At 65.4% G+C, this 18,193-nt stretch carries 15 protein-coding genes and 1 tRNA gene; 7 read left to right on the top strand and 9 right to left on the bottom strand.

The features are described 5' to 3' along the window. Positions 1-17 precede the first annotated feature (17 nt). Complete coding sequence (locus ACGFK1_RS18390; protein WP_393431993.1) at positions 18-1,094, top strand: SDR family oxidoreductase; 1,077 nt, start codon at positions 18-20, stop codon at positions 1,092-1,094. Here ACGFK1_RS18390 and ACGFK1_RS18385 read toward each other — a convergent pair. Genes ACGFK1_RS18385 through ACGFK1_RS18360 form a run of 6 tightly spaced genes read right to left on the bottom strand, consistent with a single transcriptional unit; the run spans position 1,084 to position 9,239 of the window. Further along, complete coding sequence (locus tag ACGFK1_RS18385) at positions 1,084-2,064, bottom strand: zinc-binding dehydrogenase (protein WP_393431990.1); 981 nt, start codon at positions 2,062-2,064, stop codon at positions 1,084-1,086. The two genes, ACGFK1_RS18390 and ACGFK1_RS18385, sit on opposite strands and share 11 nt — an antisense overlap. After that, on the bottom strand, positions 2,061-3,113 hold the full coding sequence (locus ACGFK1_RS18380; protein WP_393431987.1) for a zinc-binding dehydrogenase: 1,053 nt from the start codon (positions 3,111-3,113) through the stop codon (positions 2,061-2,063). The genes ACGFK1_RS18385 and ACGFK1_RS18380 overlap by 4 nt, the downstream gene beginning before the upstream one ends. Then, entirely contained in the window at positions 3,113-4,501 is a 1,389-nt protein-coding gene (locus tag ACGFK1_RS18375) for a M24 family metallopeptidase (RefSeq protein ID WP_393431985.1), read from the bottom strand. Before ACGFK1_RS18375 ends, ACGFK1_RS18380 begins: the two co-directional genes overlap by 1 nt. A gap of 26 nt (positions 4,502-4,527) precedes the next feature. Beyond that, entirely contained in the window at positions 4,528-7,080 is a 2,553-nt protein-coding gene (locus ACGFK1_RS18370) for an ATP-binding cassette domain-containing protein (RefSeq protein ID WP_393431982.1), read from the bottom strand. Next, positions 7,073-8,164 (bottom strand): substrate-binding domain-containing protein, encoded by a 1,092-nt coding sequence (locus tag ACGFK1_RS18365; protein ID WP_393431979.1) that lies wholly within the window; start codon positions 8,162-8,164, stop codon positions 7,073-7,075. The genes ACGFK1_RS18370 and ACGFK1_RS18365 overlap by 8 nt, the downstream gene beginning before the upstream one ends. Positions 8,165-8,201: 37 nt before the next feature. Continuing rightward, the gene (locus ACGFK1_RS18360) at positions 8,202-9,239 is read right to left on the bottom strand and encodes an ABC transporter permease (RefSeq protein ID WP_393431976.1); all 1,038 of its coding nucleotides are present in this window, start codon (positions 9,237-9,239) and stop codon (positions 8,202-8,204) included. Between the two features lie 600 nt (positions 9,240-9,839). On the opposite strand from ACGFK1_RS18360, the gene ACGFK1_RS18355 reads away from it, so the two are divergent. From ACGFK1_RS18355 to ACGFK1_RS18345, 3 genes are all read left to right on the top strand, one after another. Next, the gene (locus ACGFK1_RS18355; protein WP_393431973.1) at positions 9,840-10,928 is read left to right on the top strand and encodes a ketopantoate reductase family protein; all 1,089 of its coding nucleotides are present in this window, start codon (positions 9,840-9,842) and stop codon (positions 10,926-10,928) included. Between the two features lie 579 nt (positions 10,929-11,507). Next, entirely contained in the window at positions 11,508-12,275 is a 768-nt protein-coding gene (locus ACGFK1_RS18350) for an SDR family NAD(P)-dependent oxidoreductase (protein ID WP_393431970.1), read from the top strand. Positions 12,276-12,903: 628 nt separating this feature from the next. After that, entirely contained in the window at positions 12,904-13,242 is a 339-nt protein-coding gene (locus tag ACGFK1_RS18345) for a hypothetical protein (protein WP_393431967.1), read from the top strand. A 473-nt stretch (positions 13,243-13,715) separates the two neighbouring features. On the opposite strand, the gene ACGFK1_RS18340 is transcribed toward ACGFK1_RS18345, so the two are convergent. Beyond that, entirely contained in the window at positions 13,716-14,942 is a 1,227-nt protein-coding gene (locus ACGFK1_RS18340; protein WP_393431964.1) for an Ig-like domain-containing protein, read from the bottom strand. Positions 14,943-15,102: 160 nt separating this feature from the next. Between ACGFK1_RS18340 and ACGFK1_RS18335 the strand changes: the two genes are divergently transcribed. After that, positions 15,103-15,175 (top strand) — tRNA-Lys (locus ACGFK1_RS18335). A gap of 64 nt (positions 15,176-15,239) precedes the next feature. Continuing rightward, entirely contained in the window at positions 15,240-15,398 is a 159-nt protein-coding gene (locus tag ACGFK1_RS18330) for a hypothetical protein (protein WP_393431961.1), read from the top strand. Between the two features lie 655 nt (positions 15,399-16,053). Here ACGFK1_RS18330 and ACGFK1_RS18325 read toward each other — a convergent pair. Continuing rightward, a complete protein-coding gene (locus ACGFK1_RS18325) occupies positions 16,054-16,281 on the bottom strand; it encodes a DUF3618 domain-containing protein (RefSeq protein WP_393432377.1) in 228 nt (75 codons plus the stop codon). Between the two features lie 99 nt (positions 16,282-16,380). Here ACGFK1_RS18325 and bcp point away from each other — a divergent pair, with 99 nt between their 5' ends. Next, positions 16,381-16,854 carry a thioredoxin-dependent thiol peroxidase gene (bcp, locus tag ACGFK1_RS18320; protein ID WP_393431958.1) on the top strand — a complete coding sequence of 158 codons (474 nt, stop codon included), beginning with the start codon at positions 16,381-16,383 and terminating at the stop codon, positions 16,852-16,854. Here bcp and ACGFK1_RS18315 read toward each other — a convergent pair. Beyond that, entirely contained in the window at positions 16,831-18,177 is a 1,347-nt protein-coding gene (locus ACGFK1_RS18315; protein WP_393431955.1) for a dipeptidase, read from the bottom strand. The genes bcp and ACGFK1_RS18315 overlap by 24 nt on opposite strands. Positions 18,178-18,193: the final 16 nt, after the last annotated feature.

Below are 18,193 nucleotides of genomic sequence, written 5' to 3'. Positions count from 1 at the left end.
CCGATGAAGGGGATCCCATGACCATTGACTCGAACCGAGGCCGTGCCCTGGTGGTTGGCGTGACCGGAATCGTCGGCCAAGCCGTGGCGCGCAGCCTGCTTGCCGACGGGTGGCAGACGTTCGGCCTGTCGCGCAGCGGCTCAGCCATCGACGGCGTCACCGCCGTGACGGCCGACCTCGGCGATCCGGCTGGACTGTCCCGCGCGCTCGACGGTGTCCACCCCGAACTCGTCGCGATCACCGCTTGGACCCGCAAAGACACCGAGGCCGAGAACATCGCCGTCAACGGCGGGGCGGTGCGCAACCTGCTGGCCGCGCTCGAACCCTCGAAGTCGATGCGGCACGTCGCGCTGATGACCGGTCTCAAGCACTATCTCGGTCCCTTCGAGGCCTACGCCACCGGCGAGATGCCGGACACTCCGTTCCACGAGGAGGAGCCCCGGCTCGACGCGCCGAACTTCTACTACGCCCAGGAGGACGAACTGTTCGGCTCGGCAGAGCGCAACGGGTTCACGTGGAGTGTGCACCGGGCCCACACTGTCTTCGGCTTCGCCACCGGTAACGCGATGAACATGGTCGCGACGCTCTGCGCCTACGCCGCCATCTGCCGGAAACGGGGACTGCCGTTCGTCTTTCCCGGCTCGGAGACGCAGTGGAACGCCGTAACGGACGTGACCGACGCCGAATTGGTGGCCGAGCAGATCCTCTGGGCGGCAAGCAATGACGCGGGACACGATCAGGCGTTCAACATCGCCAACGGAGACGCGTTCCGCTGGCGATGGCTGTGGCCGCAGGTCGCCGACCATTTCGGGCTGGAGTGGGAGGGCTTCTCAGGTGAACCGCGCACCCTGGAGAAGGCGATGGTCGGCGTGGAGGGGACGTGGCGCGAGATCGCCGACGAGCACGGCCTGGTGGAGTCCGACCTGTCCAGGGTGGCCTCCTGGTGGCACACCGATGGTGACCTCGGCCGCAACATCGAGGTCCTCACCGACATGAACAAGAGCCGCAAGGCGGGATTCACGGCCACCCGCGACACCAGGGACAGCTTCTTCCACTACGCCGAGCGATACCGCGCCGCGCGCATCACGCCGTGAGCGCGGCGGTCAACTCGATGTGCGCCTTGATCGTCGACTCGGGATGTCTTGCCGCCTCGAGCGCCGACACGGCGTCGTCGATGCCGAAGCGCTGCGTGACGATCCCCGTCAGGTCGATACCGCTGTTGGCCAGGAATCGCAGCGTCTCGGGCCACACTCCCGGTGAGCCGATGGAGCCCGTGATGCGCAGCTCCTTGGACTGGATCAGACCCAGCTTCGCGGGAGCCTCCCTTCCGACGTCGATGCCGATGTAGGCCACGCGCCCGCGGAAGGTCACCAGTTCCAAGGCACGCGCCATCACCTCGGGCCTACCGCTTGCCTCGACCACCAGATCGGCCCCGCCCCGGCGGCTCAAGGTGACCAGCAGATCGTCGACGTCTTCAGGCGCCACCGCATGATGCGCGCCAAGGGCTTTCGCAGACACCCGGCGGTCCGGTGACGGTTCGGCGACGACCACCACCGCACCCATCGCCACCGCGGCTGCCACCACCGCGAGGCCCACCGGACCCGCACCGAGGACGACCACCGTGTCGCTGGCGTCCACCCCGCCGGCCCGCACCAGCGCGTAGTACGCCACGCTGAACGGCTCGACCAGCGCGCCCATCGTGTGGGACAACCCGTCGGGAAGGCGGTGCAGCCATTCGGGACGGGCGACGAAGAACTCCGCCGCCGCGCCGCTGATCGAGAAGCCGAAGTGATCCTCTCCGATCACGCACTCCCCGACCACCCGGTCGCCGGGAGCGAGGTCAGTGACCCTGTCGCCCACTGCGACAATCTCGCCCGACCACTCATGGCCGGGGATCAGCGGATAAGCGAACGGGATGATGTAGCGGCCCTCGAGCAGTTCGATGTCGGAGTGGCAGACCCCAACCGAGCGGGCGGCCACCAACACCTCGTCATCGGCGATCCGAGGAACGCTCAACTCCGCGACGACTGCCACTCCCCGCTCTTGGTACTGCAGCGCCTTCACTGTTGCTCCTTGGTCGTCGCGGCCTGCGGGTCGAAGAGCACCTTGCCTTCCAACTTTCCGGTGGCCAGTAGTTCGAGTTGTTCGGGCAGGTCCTCGAGCGGGTGCACGGACTCCAGCACCTCGTTCGCCAGATGGGTTCCTGACAGGATCTCCAACGCCGCGCCCAGGTCCTCATCGCACACGTGCGCGAGCGTCGTGACGATCGAGATCTCGCGCATCACCAACGTGTGCACGTCGACCTCCTGCTGCCGCGACGGTAGCCCGACCTGCAGGATGGTCCCGCCAGTACGCACCATGCCGATTGCGTTGTTCAATTGGCCTGGCGCGCCGCTGGCTTCGATGACGACCTCGAATCCCCGTAGTTCGGACACTGCGTCCGTGCCGGCGGCCACCGTGCAGGCCGCCCCTAGGCGCTGCGCCCGTTCCAGCCGCGAACCCGGGAAGTCGACGACGGTGACGTCGACGTCGGCCAAGGACGTCAGCCCCGCCAACACGAACGAACCGATCGCGCCCGCGCCGATCAGGACCACACGATCCCCATCGGAGGCTCTCGCGCGCCTGGCCGCATGTAGACCAACGGCCATGGGTTGGGCGAGTCCCGCTTGGTCGAGCGACATCTCGCCAGGCACCGGTGTCAGCACCCGCTCGGGAACCGACACGTACTCGGCCATGCCGCCGTTGGTGTTGAGTCCCAACGTGTAGTAGACGTCGCACAGGTTCGTCCGACCCCCCCTGCACCGGCCGCACTGACCGCACGACACGCCCGCTCCCGACGCGACGACCTCACCGAGCCCGTAACGTCCGTCGTCGGCCGCCTCGACCACCTCACCGACGAACTCGTGACCGACGATGATCGGCCCGCTGTGCGCGGTGACCGGGTGAATTCGGTTGACGGGAAACGTCTTCGGGCCAGCGGACCATTCCGTGGCATCCGTTCCGCACACCCCGCTGCGGAGCACGCGCAGGATCGCCTCACCGGGCCTGCGGACGGGCTCCGGCACATCCTCAACGCGCACGTCATGTGCACCGTGGTAGACCGAGGCGCGCATCAGCCCTCTTCACCGCGCCCGGCGACGGTGTTGAGGTGTGACTGTGAATTGCGCACCACCGGCAGCTGGCCACCGACCGCGTAGTACCGCTGCCCGGTGATGAGCAGTTCCTCGGCGGGGAACTTGGTGACCACCTCGCAGCCCGTCGCCGTGACCACGACCTCCTCCTCGATGCGGGCGGCGCCGATGCCGTCGGCCGACGGCCAGTACGTCTCGAGGGCAAAGAACATGCCCTCGACGAGCACCTCCGGATGGTCCAGGGACACCAGCCGCGAGAAGATCGGCTTCTCCCAGATCGACAGGCCGACGCCGTGGCCGTACTGCAGCGCGAAAGCAGCTTCCTCGTCAGGGAAACCGAATTCCTGCGCGGTGGGCCAGACCGAGACGATGTCGGCGGTGGTCGCCCCAGGTCGGACCAAGGCGATGGCGCGGTCCATGTACTCTCGGGCCCTGGTGTAGGCGTCGTGTTGCGCACTGCTGGCCGAGCCGACCGCAAACGTCCGGTAGTAGCACGTGCGGTACCCGTTGTAGCTGTGCAGGATGTCGAAGAACGCCGGGTCGCCGGGCCGGATGATCCGGTCGGAGTACACGTGCGGGTGCGGGGAGCAGCGCTCACCCGAGATGGCGTTGACGCCCTCTACGTACTCGGAGCCGAGGTCGTAGAGAGTCTTGGCGACCAGGCCGACGGTTTCGTTCTCGCGGACACCGGGCCGCAGGAACTCGTACAGCTTGTCGTAGGCCGAGTCGACCATCGACGCGGCGTGCGTCAGCAGGGAGATCTCGTCGGGCGTCTTGATCGACCGCGCCGCCAGGAAGACCTGCTGACCGTCGACGACGTCGACGCCCGCCTTCTGCAGGGCAAAGAGGATGGGCAACTCGATCACGTCGACGCCGAGCGGCTCGCCGATCAGCTCGAAGCGCTCCAGCTCCCGCTTGATCTTGCGGGCCACCTCTTCGGCGATGCCGGCATCGGGATTGAACGCGCCGCGTAGCGTCGAGATGCCCGCTCGTGCACCCGATTCCAGGCGCGGCCGGACTGCGTTGTGGTGTGGTGCGTGGGGGTCGGCGTCCATCTCGGCGGTCGTCGTCGAGAGCCACGGGTTGTACAGCTGGTGGTGCCTGGCCGCGGAACCGAAGTCCCACACGATCGGATCGGAATTGCGGGTCAGCAGGGCGAACCGGATCATTTTGTCCATCGCCCAGGTGCCGATGTGGGTGGCGGACATGTACCGGATGTTGGAGAAGTCGAAGGCGAGCACGGCGCCCAGGTCGGACTTCTCGAGTTCGACCTTCAGCCGCGCGAGGCGCTCCTCACGCAGGCGGTCGAAGTTGATCCGGCTCTCCCAGTCGACCGCGTTCGCTCCGAATGTTGCTGTGCCAGTGTCCATTTCAGGTCCTTTCGGTTGCGCGTTTCCTAGACGCGGATGCCGCGGCGCGACCGCGCCACGGTGTAGAACATTGCGGCGATGAGAATGAGTGCGCCCTGGAAGAAGTACTGGGCGGCCGAGCCGAGATTGAGCACCGCGGTGGCGTTGAGCAACTGCTGCAGTGCCACCGCACCCACCAGCGTTCCTATGAACGTGCCGCGGCCGCCGAGCAGGCTGGTGCCACCGAGTACGACGGCCGTGACGCTGGTCAGCGTGAAGGCCGATCCCTGGGCGGGGTCGCCAATGCCGTACTGTCCCATGAACATCAGTGCGCCGAGGAAGACGAACAGCGACGAACCGACGTAGGCCAGGATGATGGTCTTGTTGATGCCGATGCCGATGCGGAGCGCGGCCGGTTCGTTGGAGCCCACGGCTCGCAGGTTCCAGCCGAGCCTGTGGTGGCGCAGCATGTACTCCATCCCGACCGCGATGAGGACGAACACCACGAAGGCCACCGGGAGGGGACCTACCCGGTAGTTGACGGCGTTCTGGAATGCGGTGCCGACGTAGCCGTCCTGGGTGGGCCGCAGCAGGAACGCCACTCCGCCGAGGGCGATGTAGAGCGTCAGGGTGGCAGCGATCGGCGTGAAGTTGCCGAAACGGATGAGTGATCCGTTGATGGCGCCCACGGCGGCCGCGACGACGAGCATCACCGCCAGGCCGAGGACGACGGTCGATGTGGAAGCACCCTCGACGACGAAGAACGACGAGATCACCACGAGCAGCCCGGCAAGGGGGCCCACCGACAGGTCGATCCCACCGGTGAGCAAGGCGATCGTCTGCCCCATCGCGATGAGCCCGATGGCCGTGGCGGCCGTCAGGATCGTCGACACGTTGAAACCCGACAGGTAGCGCTCGCTTCCCGGGGCGATGCAGGCACCCAGCACCGCCATCAGGATCAGGAGCAGCATCGCCGGGGAGTAGTCGCCGCCGAGCAGTCGACGGAAGCCCGAACTGCGGGCCTCGCGCTGCGCCGCGGCCACCGACACCGTCTCGGCCGTCGACGTCACGGCGGCGGAGACAATGCGCTCCTCGGTGACGTCGGCCCCGGCGAGGGCCTCGACGACGTGGCCGCGCGACATGACCAGCACTTGGTCACACAGACCTTCGAGTTCCTTGGCGTCCGAGGAGGCCACGATCACTGGGACCCCGCGTGCAGAGGCACCCCGGAGGATGCCGTAGATCTCGGCGCGCGCTCCGACGTCGACGCCTTGGGTCGGTTCGTCTGCCACCAGCAGCACCGGCTCTGAGAGCAGGGCGCGCGCGATGACGACCTTCTGCTGGTTGCCGCCGGACAGGGCCGAGACGGCGGCCTCCATCGACGGCGCCTTCACCGAGAGCGAGCCCAATGAGGCACGGACGGAATCGGTTTCCTTGTGACGGTTCATCAGCGGTCCGCTGGTGAACGACTTCAGCGCCGTCAACGCGGCGTTCTCCCGCACCGACAGGCTCATCGCGAGGCCTTCGGCCTGTCGGTCGGCAGGCACGAAAGCACTGCGGTGCAAGAGACTTCGCGCGTCGTGTACCCCGTCACCGAGCGTGACGGTTCCGGTGAAGGTCTCCAGCCCCGCCAACGCCCTGAGCAGTTCGCTTTGTCCGTTGCCGACGACTCCGGCGATCCCGACAATTTCGCCGGGCGCGGCCGATACCGATATCGAATCAAAGCCGGGTCCGCAGAGTCCGTCGATGACCAGGTTGGGCCGGTCGTCGTGCTTCGCGGTGTGCTTGTCGGGGAACGTCGAGTCCAGCTTGCGGCCCACGATGAGCTCCAGCAGCTGACCGTCGGTGATCCCGGCCACGGTCGACGTGCCGCGCGCTCGGCCGTCGCGCAGGACCGTCACCCGGGTGGCCAGCTCCCGCACCTCGGCCATCCGGTGGGTGATGTAGATGACCGCGGTGCCCTTGGCGACCACGTCGCGGATTCGGCGGAAGAGCATGTCGGACGCGTCGGGCGCCAAGGGTGCCGTGGGTTCGTCGAGGACGAGGATCCTCGGCGTGACGGCGAACCCCTTGGCGATCTCCAACAGGTGCTTCTCCGCGAGCGTGAGGGACTCGACCCGGTCGCCGAGGTGGACCTTCAGCCCCACCCCGTCGAGGATGGCGCGCGCCACGTCATTCGGCGGCGCGTCGGCGAAGACCTCGTCGGGCAGCGCGACCCGGAGGTTCTCGAGCACGGTCAGATCCGGCAGCACCGCGGGGTGTTGGCGCACGATCGAAATGCCCAACTGCGCAGCGGTCTTGGGGTCCAGCCCGGTCACCACCTCCCCGCGCACCGTGATGATGCCCGCGTCGGGGGTGACGGCGCCGGTGGCGACGCCCATCAGCGTCGACTTACCGGCGCCGTTCTCGCCGAGGACGGCGTGCACCTCCCCCGGCAACACCGTCAGCGACACATCGGTCAGCGCGGCGACGCCGGCGTAGTGCTTCGAGACGCCGGCCAGTTCCAGCGCGGCTTCCACGGTCGTCTCGACGGTCATGACGTCGACATTCGGTTGAGTCACTGCGAAGTCCTTCGTCGTGGTGTCGGTCGGCTCAGCCATCGAGCTTCGCCTGCTGGTCACCGGGCATCGTGGCGGACAGGTAGGTGTCCGGAGGGAGGTCGTGTCGGCACTGCACGGGCTTGGCCGGATCGGTCGAGTCCTCGAAGACGGGACCCTTGAACGACGTCTCGGCGGGGATTTGGCCACCAGTCGCGCGCGCCACCGCGTGCTGAACGGCCAACCGCACGTTGTCGTTTCCGGTGGTGACGGTGATCATGGCGAACGGGTTGGTCTTCTGGTTGTCCGCCCAAAAGCAGCTCAGTGAGTTGCCGTCGGACGTCGCCAGCGCGGGGATTGGTCGTCCACTCTTGGCGAACAGCGGAAGCGAACTGACCAGGGTGGGCCCGAAGTCGGACACGATCACGTCGATCTTGGGGTACTTGGCGATGTCGGCGGTGAGCAACTGCTGGGTCAGCGTCGGCTCCCAATTGGTCGGCTGGAACGGCTTCTGACCGATGAAGGTGTAGTCCGTGCCGAGATCGCCGGCCAGCGCCTCGTATTCGGTGGTGCTCTGGCTGGACCCCGCCGGGCCGCCGAGGAACAGGATGTTGGCGCCCTTGGGGACGTTTTTCTTGATCCAGGCCGCCCAGTTGTGGGCGTCGTTGGCGAAGTCGTCGCCGATCCACTCGTCGTAGTTGACCCCGGCCTGACCACCGGGATCGACGCGATAGGGAACGGTGACAACCCCTTCCTGGTACGCGGCCGTCACGGCGGGGAGCACCGCCTTGCCTGCATCGGGGAAGACCACCATCGCATCGACCCCCGCGGCCACCATGCCCTTGATGTCCGAGATGGCCTTGAGGGTGTTGCCCTGGCCGTCGGCGTAACGGAAGTTCTTAACGCTGGGGCACTTTGCGGTCTCTTCCATCCCCGTCGCCGTCGCCACCAGCCGCCAGCTGTTGCCGCCGTTGCCGTCGAGCAGGCCGAATTCAATCGGCTTGGGGCCGCACCACGACGGAACCTCCTGTGCGGCAGCCGCATCGCGGACGGCGGGTGCGGCCTCATCGGGAGCGGACGAGCAGCCACCCACGAGGGCGACCGCTGCGGCGATCGATCCGAACAGAACCGCGGACCGTACAGTCATGGGCTTCGTCTTCCTGTGGTTCGCTTGTCGACGACGACTAGGTAGCTGCCACAGCGGGTTTGACCCACGCGGTGAACGGACTGAGGATCGCGCTCCAGTGAAGCGTGTAGAGCGAGATGCCGATCGCCAGCGCGGCAGCCTGCACCAACGGCGAGATGGCCGAGGACACGCCGAGCACACTGACGAACTGGATGAGCTGCTGGAGAAAGACAGCCGCAATCACCGTCGGCAGCGCAAAGCCGCGGCCACCGAGTAGCGACGTGCCGCCGAGGACGACGGCCGCGATGGATGGGAGTAGGTAACTGTCGCCCGCGTAGGCTGACGGCATCGATGTGATGCCCGCGATGAGAATGCCTGCGAGGCAATACAACAGCTGCGCCCACACGTAGGCAAGCGACTGGTGGAGACGAATCCGGAGGCCCGCAACGCGCGCCATCCGCCTGTTCGCGCCGATCGCCTCGAAGCGGCGTCCGGGAACCGTGCGCTTGACGAACACCGCGACGACGATCAACGCAGCGACCGCGAAGAACACCGAGTTCGGGATGCCCAGCGTGGACCCGCCGCCGATACCGGCCAGTAAATCCGTCGTGGTTCGCGGCCGTCCGCTGGAGATGGCGAGGTTGACGCCGTAGAGCACGGCGTTGGTGCCCAATGTCGCGATGATCGGGTTGAGGCCGAGGGTGGCGATCAGCACCCCGCTCAGCAGGCCTGCGACGATGGCGAAAATCAGGGCCAGCCCGATGGCGGGGACCAGGAGCGAACTGTCTCCGTTGGGGATGTGCGTGACCAAGACGACCGTCAGGGAGATTCCGCCGGCCACCGAGAGGTCGATACCGCCCTGCTGGACGACGAGCATCTGCCCGAGGCCGGCGATCGCCAGGACCGCGGCGACGGGAAGCATGCCCGAGAACGACGTGAACGAGACGCTCGCGGGTTCGACGATGCCCCCGATGAGGAAGAGCAGCAGGGTCGCTATTCCAACGGTGACGAGGCCCTTCGACACCGAGACCCGACGCGCCGTCGCGCCGGTGGGTGCCTCTTCGACCCGTTCCGACGGTGAACTTGTTAGTGACATGGTTTGCTTCGCTCTCGCTGTGCCGACATCGACGTCTGGTCCCTGTTATGAACAAAGTCACCCGTTGCTGTTTAGCGAAACTGTACGGGACCGAAATGACAACGCACAAGGCGGTGGCCACTCCGCGCGGCGGGGTGAACTACATCGGCCGCGGTGGCGCTTCCGGCGAGGGCGCAATTTCTGCTGCGTGTGGCGCTGGGGAACGTCGATGACCGCGAATGACAACTTCGCTGAGACCGGACAACGGCTCCGTGCCCCCGCTGCGGTCCGCACGCCCTGCTTCACACCTTCAGATATCAATCGGTGTGATCAGAGCGCAGTGCTCGCGATGGCTCGGGAAACGTTTCGGTGGTGGATGATTCAGAGTGTTCCGTCGTTGTCTCGGCGAGTCACCGGCGACCGCCGCCACGGTGTCACTGGGGATCGGTGGGCGTCTTCACCTGGGACGGGTGGATTCGAACACTTGCCGCTGGCCGGCCTTTGGATCTCGCAGGTGCCGGAAGACCGTGGTGCCCACGTGCTGGTCGGGCACATGCTCGGGTGCATGTTGTCGCGATCTGGGGTTGCCCCGACGTGCCATTTGGACCTACGTTGTGTTCAGTGAAGCTGGACGCGGCTGGGAAGGTCGACATGGAGAAGTCACCGAAGATAGCCTTCGTCGGGTCGGGTGCACAGGGATCGGGGGTGGCGGCCGACCTCGTCCGCGCCGGCTTGGACGTTACTCTGGTCGAACAGTGGCCTCGACATGTCGAAGCCATCCGGGCGCGCGGTGTGGAGATCCGCATGCCTGATCGCACGGAGATCACGCGCATACCGGCGCTCCATATATGCGAAGTCGCTGAGCTGCGCGAACCGTTCGACATCGTTTTCCTAGTCATGAAGGCCTATGACACGCGGTGGGCTGTCGAGCTCATCAAGCCCGTGCTGTCGCCCGACGGCGTCGTCGTCGGGCTGCAAAACGGCATGAGCATCGACGACGTGGCCTCTATCGTCGGAGTGTCGCGCACCATCGGCGCAGTCATTGAGATGGCGTCCAACATGTTTGTGCCGGGCGTGGTGAACCGACAGAACGCACCTGAGCATTCCTGGTTCGCCGTAGGTGCTCTTTCTCCGGACTATCGCGAGAAGGCGGTCGAGGTTCAGCGCCACCTGGCGCACGCCGGCACGGTCGAACTGTCCGACGACATTCGCTCCTCGAAGTGGATGAAGTTGGTCGCCAACGCTGGTGAGCTGGTGCCGTCGGCGATCTTGAACCTCCCGTTGGCCGAGGCGGCTGCGCACCCCGACGTACTCGCCTTCATGACCGAATGCTGTCGCGAAGCAGCCTCTGCGGCGTTGGCCGACGGCTGCCGACTGGTGCCCATCATGAACCTGACCGACCACGAAGTCACTGCACCTGAGCAATACGCCGAGGATCTGTTGGGAATCGTCTTGAAGGAGTACTCGTTCGCCGACACGCTCACCACAGTGCTTCAAGATTGGCGCAAAGGGCGACGCGCAGAGATCGCCGAAGTCAACGGTCACGTCCTAGAAACGTTGAGCCGCTCCGGCCAGCGCGCGCCCTACAACGAGCACGTGGTCAGTCTCGCAACTCGGATCGAGGCCGGACAGCTTCGCGCCGACCCCTCCAATGTCGGACTGCTGCTGCAAGTTCCAGACACGGGAACACCCTTGGCGGTGACGTCATGACGGGAGGTCCGTTGCTTCGTCCCGCCGGTCGTCGCCTAGGCACATCTTGACGGAGCCGCCTTCAAATGAACGCGTCGTCTGACGCATCCCATCGGTAGAACGGACGGAAGATGACCGACGAAGATAACCTGCATCGACGGCCGATCGAGGCCAATCTCGCGCAAGCATTGTGCTGGGGCGGGCCAGCGTGGATCCTCGACGACGGACCACCGCCGCTAGCGCCCATGGATTCGAATGCGGGCAACGCGAAACCCGTGAAGCCTCGACGTCTCCGATCATGGCTTCACCAATTCGGTCACCGTCGGGTGCCCAAGAACTCGCCTGGTGACCGTCGGCCCCATTCCTAGCTGTGCATGGTCGATCTGCGATGGACCTTGCCATCGCCGCAATACCACTGGGCGACAAGGTCACTGGCAGAAAGAGATCTCACCGCAGCACGTCTCCGCAGTGCGGCCCTCACTTGGCATGGATACATACGCAACCCGCCACATGTAGCACCAATCTTGATCTTCATGACGCCCGCGATCGCGACCGAAGACAGGTCCGGTTGAAAACCCGTATCGAGAAGGAAGACAGCTGATGTCCCGCCGCTTTGCAAGCAAGATCGCGCTAATCACCGGAGGGGGCACGGGTATCGGCGCCGCCACTGCCAGACGCTTGGCCGACGAGGGCGCAACCGTCGTGATCACCGGTCGCCGTCTGCAGAAACTTCAAGAGGTAGCCCGTCATCAGTCGGAGGGAGCGATCGTAGCTCGGCAACTCGATATCACCGACCCGTCAGCCGTGACGACGATCGTCGATGGAATCGTCAGCGAATTCGGTGCTCTCGACGTGGTCGTCAACAACGCCGGGATCGGCCCGTCGGGGACCATCGAGCAGACCACGGACACGGCTTGGGCAAACATGATCGCCACCGTTCTCAGCGGCGCGTTCTACGTCTCCAAATCGTCACTGCCCCACCTCAAGGCGACGCGCGGCAACATCGTCAACGTCAGCTCGGTGTCAGGGATAGCTGGCGACTGGGGAGCAGCGAGCTACAACGCGGCCAAGGGCGGGCTGACAAATCTCACTAGGGCACTAGCACTAGATCATGCCGCAAGCGGCATCAGGGTCAACGCGGTAGCACCGAGCCTCACGCAGACCGACATGACAGCCAAGGTGGATGCCGATCCCGAACTGAGGGCACAGTTCATGGATCGCCTACCCCCGGGTCGTGCAGCCGAACCCGACGAGGTCGCCTCGGCCATCTCGTTTCTCGCCAGCGAAGATGCTTCTTTCATCAATGGTGTGATCCTCCCTGTAGACGGAGGGCTCGGCGCCTCCAACGGCCAACCGCGGCTGGGCTGAACGCATTCGCCCAGCTTCACCGTCAATCCGCCGCATTCGATCTCGTCGTCTCCGGGCCCTCACTCGTGCGGCGTCGTCGAATCGGGGGGAATAAAAGTGTCCGATGGAAACACGCACAGGTCAGATCGGCGGATCTCGCCGGGTCTCTGATGAGCTCCATTGCAGACAGGCACTCCCCACCTACAATTACTAATCCTTAAACCACATTTTACCAATGGCTTTGACCGTCGCGCCGCGGCGAGACCAATTGACGCCACGCGTCGGACCTGCGATCCACCTAGTGAAAGTGAAGGAGACTATGATGAATAACCGCTTATATTCACGAGGCCTTGTGATACTGAACTGGTGCCCGTAGCCCGCTCGTCCAAGTCTGCGCCACTCGCCCACCCCGGGCTGGTTCCTTCATTTTCTGGCGGACAGGACGATTCGCAAGCCGTCACCGCACACTGAAGGCTTACCGCCAAGACTTCGAAGCGATAGCCACGCTCCTCGCCGGCGCCAGCGACCGTGTCGTCGACGTCAAGACCGCCGACCTGACGTCGGACAGCCTGCGTGCCGCGTTCGCGGTCTATGCGGAGAACCGCTCCGGCGCTTCTATCCTGCGCTGCTGGCCGACGTGGAACACGTTGTGCACGCTCCTGAACACCCCGAACTGCTCGCCGCCAACCCGATGCCACATACCGGGCGACCGAAAGTGCCCAAGTTCCTTCCGAAAAGCCACTCGACCGAGGCGGTCGCCCGACTTGCCGCGGCGACCGACGACGAAGGGTCCGCGCGGCGAAACGAGCGGGCTGAGCGGGACCGCGCCATCGTCTTCACCTCACTGTTGGCGGGCTTGCGAGCCCACGAGCTGATCAACGCCAACATTGGCGACATCCGCCTGGATACCGTCGGTGTGTCCTGCAGGTGCTCGGCAAGGGCAATAAGGACCGCCGAATCCCCTTCAGCACAGAGCTTCTCACTGTAGTCGACGAGTACCTGCAATCCCGGATCGCGCGGTTCCCCAGCCACGTAGGCGAGCGCTAACAGTCGAGGACCCCATGCGCTTCTCCCCCACGGCTTCCCTGTTCATCGGAGCCGACGGGGAATGCATCACACGCGGGACACTGCAGTATCGAATCCTTCGGGCGTTCAAGAGGGCCGGCATCGACGGCGAACGGGCGCGAGGTGCCTTGGTCCGTGGCTTGCGGCACACCTTCGCCACGGAGCTCGACAACGCGAATGTGAGTGTCTACGCGCAGTCTCGTAGGTGTTCGGCGCTTAGTAACGCATGCCGTCCGCAGCGACATACGACGCCGCGACCGCTCCGCATGGTCCGCAAGGAGCCCCAGGACCGCCGCTGCGGTGTCGTCGCGCGTGACATCCTGCAACTGTCGCGGGTTCGAGTCCCGTCAGCCACCCCGATCGGCCGGAGGGCGTATCCCGCCCGCCGGCCTTGCCTCAGATGGTGGCGTTGCCCGCTTTCCACTGCTCCCACGGGATGTTCCAGTCGCCCAGCCCGTCGGTACCCGGCAGGACAGAACCAACCGTGTTCGCGATCTCGACGACGTCTCCGCGCTTCGTGTTCTGGTAATACCACTGCGCGTTGGCCGTCGACACGTTGATGCAGCCGTGGCTGACATTGCTGTAGCCCTGGCTCCCCACCGACCATGGGGCGGCGTGCACGAAGATGCCGCTGTAGGAGATTTGCGTGGCGTAGTCCACCTCGGTGCGGTACCCGTTCGGCGAGTTGACGGGCACGCCGTAGGTGGATGAGTCCATCACCATGTGGCTGAATCTGTTCCCGACGATGTACGTGCCGTTGTTGGTCGGTGTGCTGTTCTTGCCCATCGACACCGGCATGGTCTTGATCACTTCACCGTTGCGCGTCACGGTCAGGGTCTTGGTGTCGTCGTCGACAGTCGTGATGACCTCGTCGCCGATGGTGAAGTGCGTGGTGACGTTCTCCTGGCCGAACAGTCCGTCGCCCAGGTCGACGCCGTAGGTGTTCACCTCGACATCGACGGTCGTCCCCGGCTTCCAGTAAGCCGCAGGGCGCCAACGCACTTCGCGGTTGCTGAGCCAGTAGAACGCGCCCTCCACAGGAGGGTTGGTCTTGACTTTGATGGCCTTCTCGGCAGCCAACCGATCCGAGATGTTCTCGTCGAACCGGACCGCGACCGGCTGGCCGACACCGACCACCTCACCGTCGTTGGGCAGCACGTACGGCATCGTCAAGTTCTCGGGCGAATGCGTCTCGAAGGTCATCTGCTGACTGGTGGCCCCGCCAAGACCAAACGACTGTGCGCGCAACGTGTAGCGCTCGTTGTAGTCCAATGGGTCGACCGTCGACCACACCAACCCGTCGGGGCTCAACTGGCCGGCGACCGCGGTGCCGTCGGCGGCATTGACCATCGACACCGGCCCCAGCACGCCGTCTTCGGCGCTGACGGTGACAGGGGATTCGACGGTCACGCCGACTGCGCCGTCCCTGACCGACGCCGTGAGCTTGGGCACCAGCAAGTCGCCGTACGGCGTCCCCTTGTCTGTGATGACCTGAGGCTGCTGCGGAGCCGCCGACTCACTGCCGCATGCACCCAGTCCGAGCACCATGGCCGGAATCACCGCGGCCGCCACCGTCCATCTTCGCCAGCGACGCGGACGGGCCGCCTTCTCGACCTGCCACATAACTTTGCTCCACTTCCCACCCACGACCCACAGACTGAGGATTCTTGGCAATAGTCTAAGGGCAAATTTAGCTGGCGGCGCAACGCCGGCGTCGCTTCCAGCGGTGGCAGGCGGGTGTGATTTCACGCTTGCCGCAAGGCCTGTTATTGTCGCACACGCAGCGCCGTTAGCTCAGTTGGTAGAGCAGCTGACTCTTAATCAGCGGGTCCGGGGTTCGAAACCCTGACGGCGCACTCAGCGTGAATGATCGGCCCGCGACGCCGCAGTCCGTCGGGGCCGCGCGTCCGGAAACCTCCGATGAATCCCGTCGATCAGTCGGTGCGCTTCGTAGAGCTCGTGGCGCAGGCTGGCCACCCGGCGACGGGCGACAACGGCGGCGTGACCCTGAACGCGCCGGGTGCGGTTCTCCGCGGACTCAACCTTTTTGGAAATTTCGTCCACGTGCGCGTGCAGTGACTGCAGTAGCGCGAGGGCCTGCGCTGTGTCTGGGTCGTCGATCACGCCGGAATCATCGCATCTACCTCCATCTGTCGCGCGCCGGGGCAGAATCAGCAAACCCGTGCGCCAACGGCCCACGGGATGCTGCCGCCGCGATTAGCGCCTGTTCGGACCCTCGATCGCACCCTCAACCGACTGGACCGTCGGCCGCCGCGGCAACCCGGAATGCCTTGCCGTGGCTACGCGGACGCAGTAGCCTATTTACGCACACGAAAAATTTGCACTATAGCCCGACGAGGTTCGTTGAATGTGCTATCGCCTCCGTAAGTGGACTTATGCTACGAAGCCATCGGATGCTCCAACTGGTAACGGGTGCGTTGCTTCACAGCGAATTGTGCGGTGTAGACAGGTGTGGGAGTGATAGCCTTCGGTTAGCTGCGATGAATTACATGGGTCTAAGACACCATGGTGACTACGAAACGAGGTCTTAGCTGTGACCAGCACCGACGCATCACTCACCGCGGGTGTGTCCGGCGCGAGTACAGCTGACGACGTAACTGCGCAACGGCCACTCATGGTCTACACCTGCAGCCGCCTCGGCCGTGTCGCCAACCCGCCGAGCTTCTCAATCGCAGATTGGTTCCGGGCGGCGCGTCGTCGCTGACCCAAGCCGTCAGTTTCGCCGGATTCGGCGAATCACCACGATGACGACGACTGCGCCTGCACCCGCCAGCGAGACCGCGACCACGGGCTTCTGCACGAAGCGCAGCACGGCGGCCTTGATGTCGTCGGCGATTCGCTGCGGATTGGCGCGTTCGGCGAGAGTGTCCACGGTCGCCGCCAACTGATCCCGAGCTTGATCGATGTCCCGCTTGATGGTGTCGGGATCGCGGTCCGCCACTTGTTGCCTCCAAGCCACTCCATGAGCGTCGCCTTGCCGCACTACCCTAGTTCAGCTTGCACTCGACGGAGTGCACCGGTCGAAGAAGGGACTTATCGCATGCCGCAGACCGCGCGACTCGAAGTCGGTGACAAAGCCCCCGCGTTCAGCTTGCCCGACGCCGACGGCAAAACCGTCAAACTGTCCGACTACAAGGGCCGTAAGGTCATCGTGTACTTCTACCCCGCCGCCTCCACGCCAGGGTGTACCAAGCAGGCCTGCGACTTCCGCGACAGCCTGAGCGAACTCAACGGCGCGGGCCTGGACGTCATCGGCATCTCCCCCGATAAGCCCGCCAAGCTGGCCAAGTTCCGCGACGATCAGAAGCTGACGTTCCCGCTGCTGTCCGATCCGGACCGGGAGGTGCTCTCCGCGTGGGGCGTTTACGGCGAGAAGACGATGTACGGCAAGACCGTTCTCGGCGTGATCCGGTCGACGTTCGTCGTCGACGAGAATGGCAAGATCGCCGAGGCGCTGTACAACGTCCGCGCCACGGGGCACGTCGCCAAGCTACGGCGCGACTTGTCCGTTTGACCCGAGGTTGGCCAACAGCAACGCCTCCGCGGTGGCCGCGCGCTCCAGCACCCCGAGGTGCAGGCTCTCGTTGATGCTGTGCGCCTGCGTCTGCGGATCTTCGACGCCGGTGACAAGGATCTTGGCCGATGGGAAAGCCTCGGCGAACTCGGCGATGAACGGGATCGAACCGCCCACCCCTGTGTCGACGGGCTCGTTGCCCCACGCTTGCCGGAACGCTGCCCGGGCAGCGTCGTAGACCGGTCCGCTGGCGTCGATGGCGTAAGGCTGGCCGAGGTCGCCAGGGATGACCGTGACCTGTGCGCCCCAGGGCGCATGTTCTTCGAGGTGACGCGTCAGCGCTTGCAGGTGCTCGCGCGCGTCGCCGCCGGGCGCGACGCGCATGCTGACCTTCGCCCGCGCCCGCGGGATCAATGTGTTCGACGACTTGTCGATCGAGGTGGTGTCGATACCGATCACGGTGATCGCCGGCTTGGCCCAAAGTCGTTGCGGCACCGAGCCCGAGCCGATTTCTGAAACGCCATCGAGTAGGCCGGCCTCGTCGCGCACCCGTTCCGCCGAGTAGTCGACATCGGCAGCGTTGCCCTCGTACAGCCCGGCGACCGCGACGTTGCCCTCGTCGTCGTGCAGACTGGCGAGCAGTCGCACCAGCGCGCTGACCGCGTCGGGCACCACGCCGCCCCAAAGTCCCGAGTGCAGACCGTGATCCAGTGTCGCGACCTCGACGATGCAGTCCGCGAGGCCGCGCAGCGACACCGTCAACGACGGCACGTCGGTGCTCCAGTTGTCCGAGTCGGCGATGACGATCACATCGGAGGCCAGCACGTCGCGGTGGGCGGCAAGCAGGCGTGCCAGCGACGGCGAGCCAGACTCCTCCTCCCCTTCGACGAACACCGTCACGCCGACTGGCGGTTGGCCGCCGTGCGCCCGAAAAGCCGCCAAATGCGTTGCGATGCCTGCTTTGTCGTCGGCGACACCGCGACCGTACAGCCTGCCGTCGCGCTCGGTGGGCTCGAATGGCGCCGACTGCCACTGAGCCGGATCGCCTTCCGGTTGCACGTCGTGATGGGCATACAGCAACACCGTCGGCGCCCCTGGCGGGGCTGGGTGCCTGGCGATGACGGCAGGCGCACCGCCCTCGCTGACGGTCTTCACGTCACCGAACCCGGCCTCCGTCAACAACTTTGCCACCGCCTCGGCGCTGCGCTGCACTTCGGGCCTGCGAGCCGGATCGGCCCACACCGACTCGATGCGCACCAGGTCTTCCAGGTCGCGCCGCACCGACGGCAGCACCGCACGCACCCGCTCCACGAGATCAGTCATGGCATCGAGGCTAGCG

Source organism: Mycobacterium sp. NPDC048908 (genome assembly GCF_043197955.1).
Lineage (GTDB): Bacteria > Actinomycetota > Actinomycetes > Mycobacteriales > Mycobacteriaceae > Mycobacterium.
Note: the sequence above shows the minus strand (reverse complement) of the source record. Positions and strands in the feature narration are given on the sequence as shown.

Coding starts and splice junctions, on each gene's coding strand:
- ACGFK1_RS18365 (WP_393431979.1), bottom strand. CDS start 8,164: ATGACTGTACGGTCCGCGGTTCTGTTCGGATCGATCGCCGCAGCGGTC.
- ACGFK1_RS18350 (WP_393431970.1), top strand. CDS start 11,508: ATGTCCCGCCGCTTTGCAAGCAAGATCGCGCTAATCACCGGAGGGGGC.
- ACGFK1_RS18360 (WP_393431976.1), bottom strand. CDS start 9,239: ATGTCACTAACAAGTTCACCGTCGGAACGGGTCGAAGAGGCACCCACC.
- ACGFK1_RS18340 (WP_393431964.1), bottom strand. CDS start 14,942: ATGTGGCAGGTCGAGAAGGCGGCCCGTCCGCGTCGCTGGCGAAGATGG.
- bcp (WP_393431958.1), top strand. CDS start 16,381: ATGCCGCAGACCGCGCGACTCGAAGTCGGTGACAAAGCCCCCGCGTTC.
- ACGFK1_RS18375 (WP_393431985.1), bottom strand. CDS start 4,501: ATGGACACTGGCACAGCAACATTCGGAGCGAACGCGGTCGACTGGGAG.
- ACGFK1_RS18315 (WP_393431955.1), bottom strand. CDS start 18,177: ATGACTGATCTCGTGGAGCGGGTGCGTGCGGTGCTGCCGTCGGTGCGG.
- ACGFK1_RS18330 (WP_393431961.1), top strand. CDS start 15,240: ATGAATCCCGTCGATCAGTCGGTGCGCTTCGTAGAGCTCGTGGCGCAG.
- ACGFK1_RS18390 (WP_393431993.1), top strand. CDS start 18: ATGACCATTGACTCGAACCGAGGCCGTGCCCTGGTGGTTGGCGTGACC.
- ACGFK1_RS18370 (WP_393431982.1), bottom strand. CDS start 7,080: ATGGCTGAGCCGACCGACACCACGACGAAGGACTTCGCAGTGACTCAA.
- ACGFK1_RS18380 (WP_393431987.1), bottom strand. CDS start 3,113: ATGCGCGCCTCGGTCTACCACGGTGCACATGACGTGCGCGTTGAGGAT.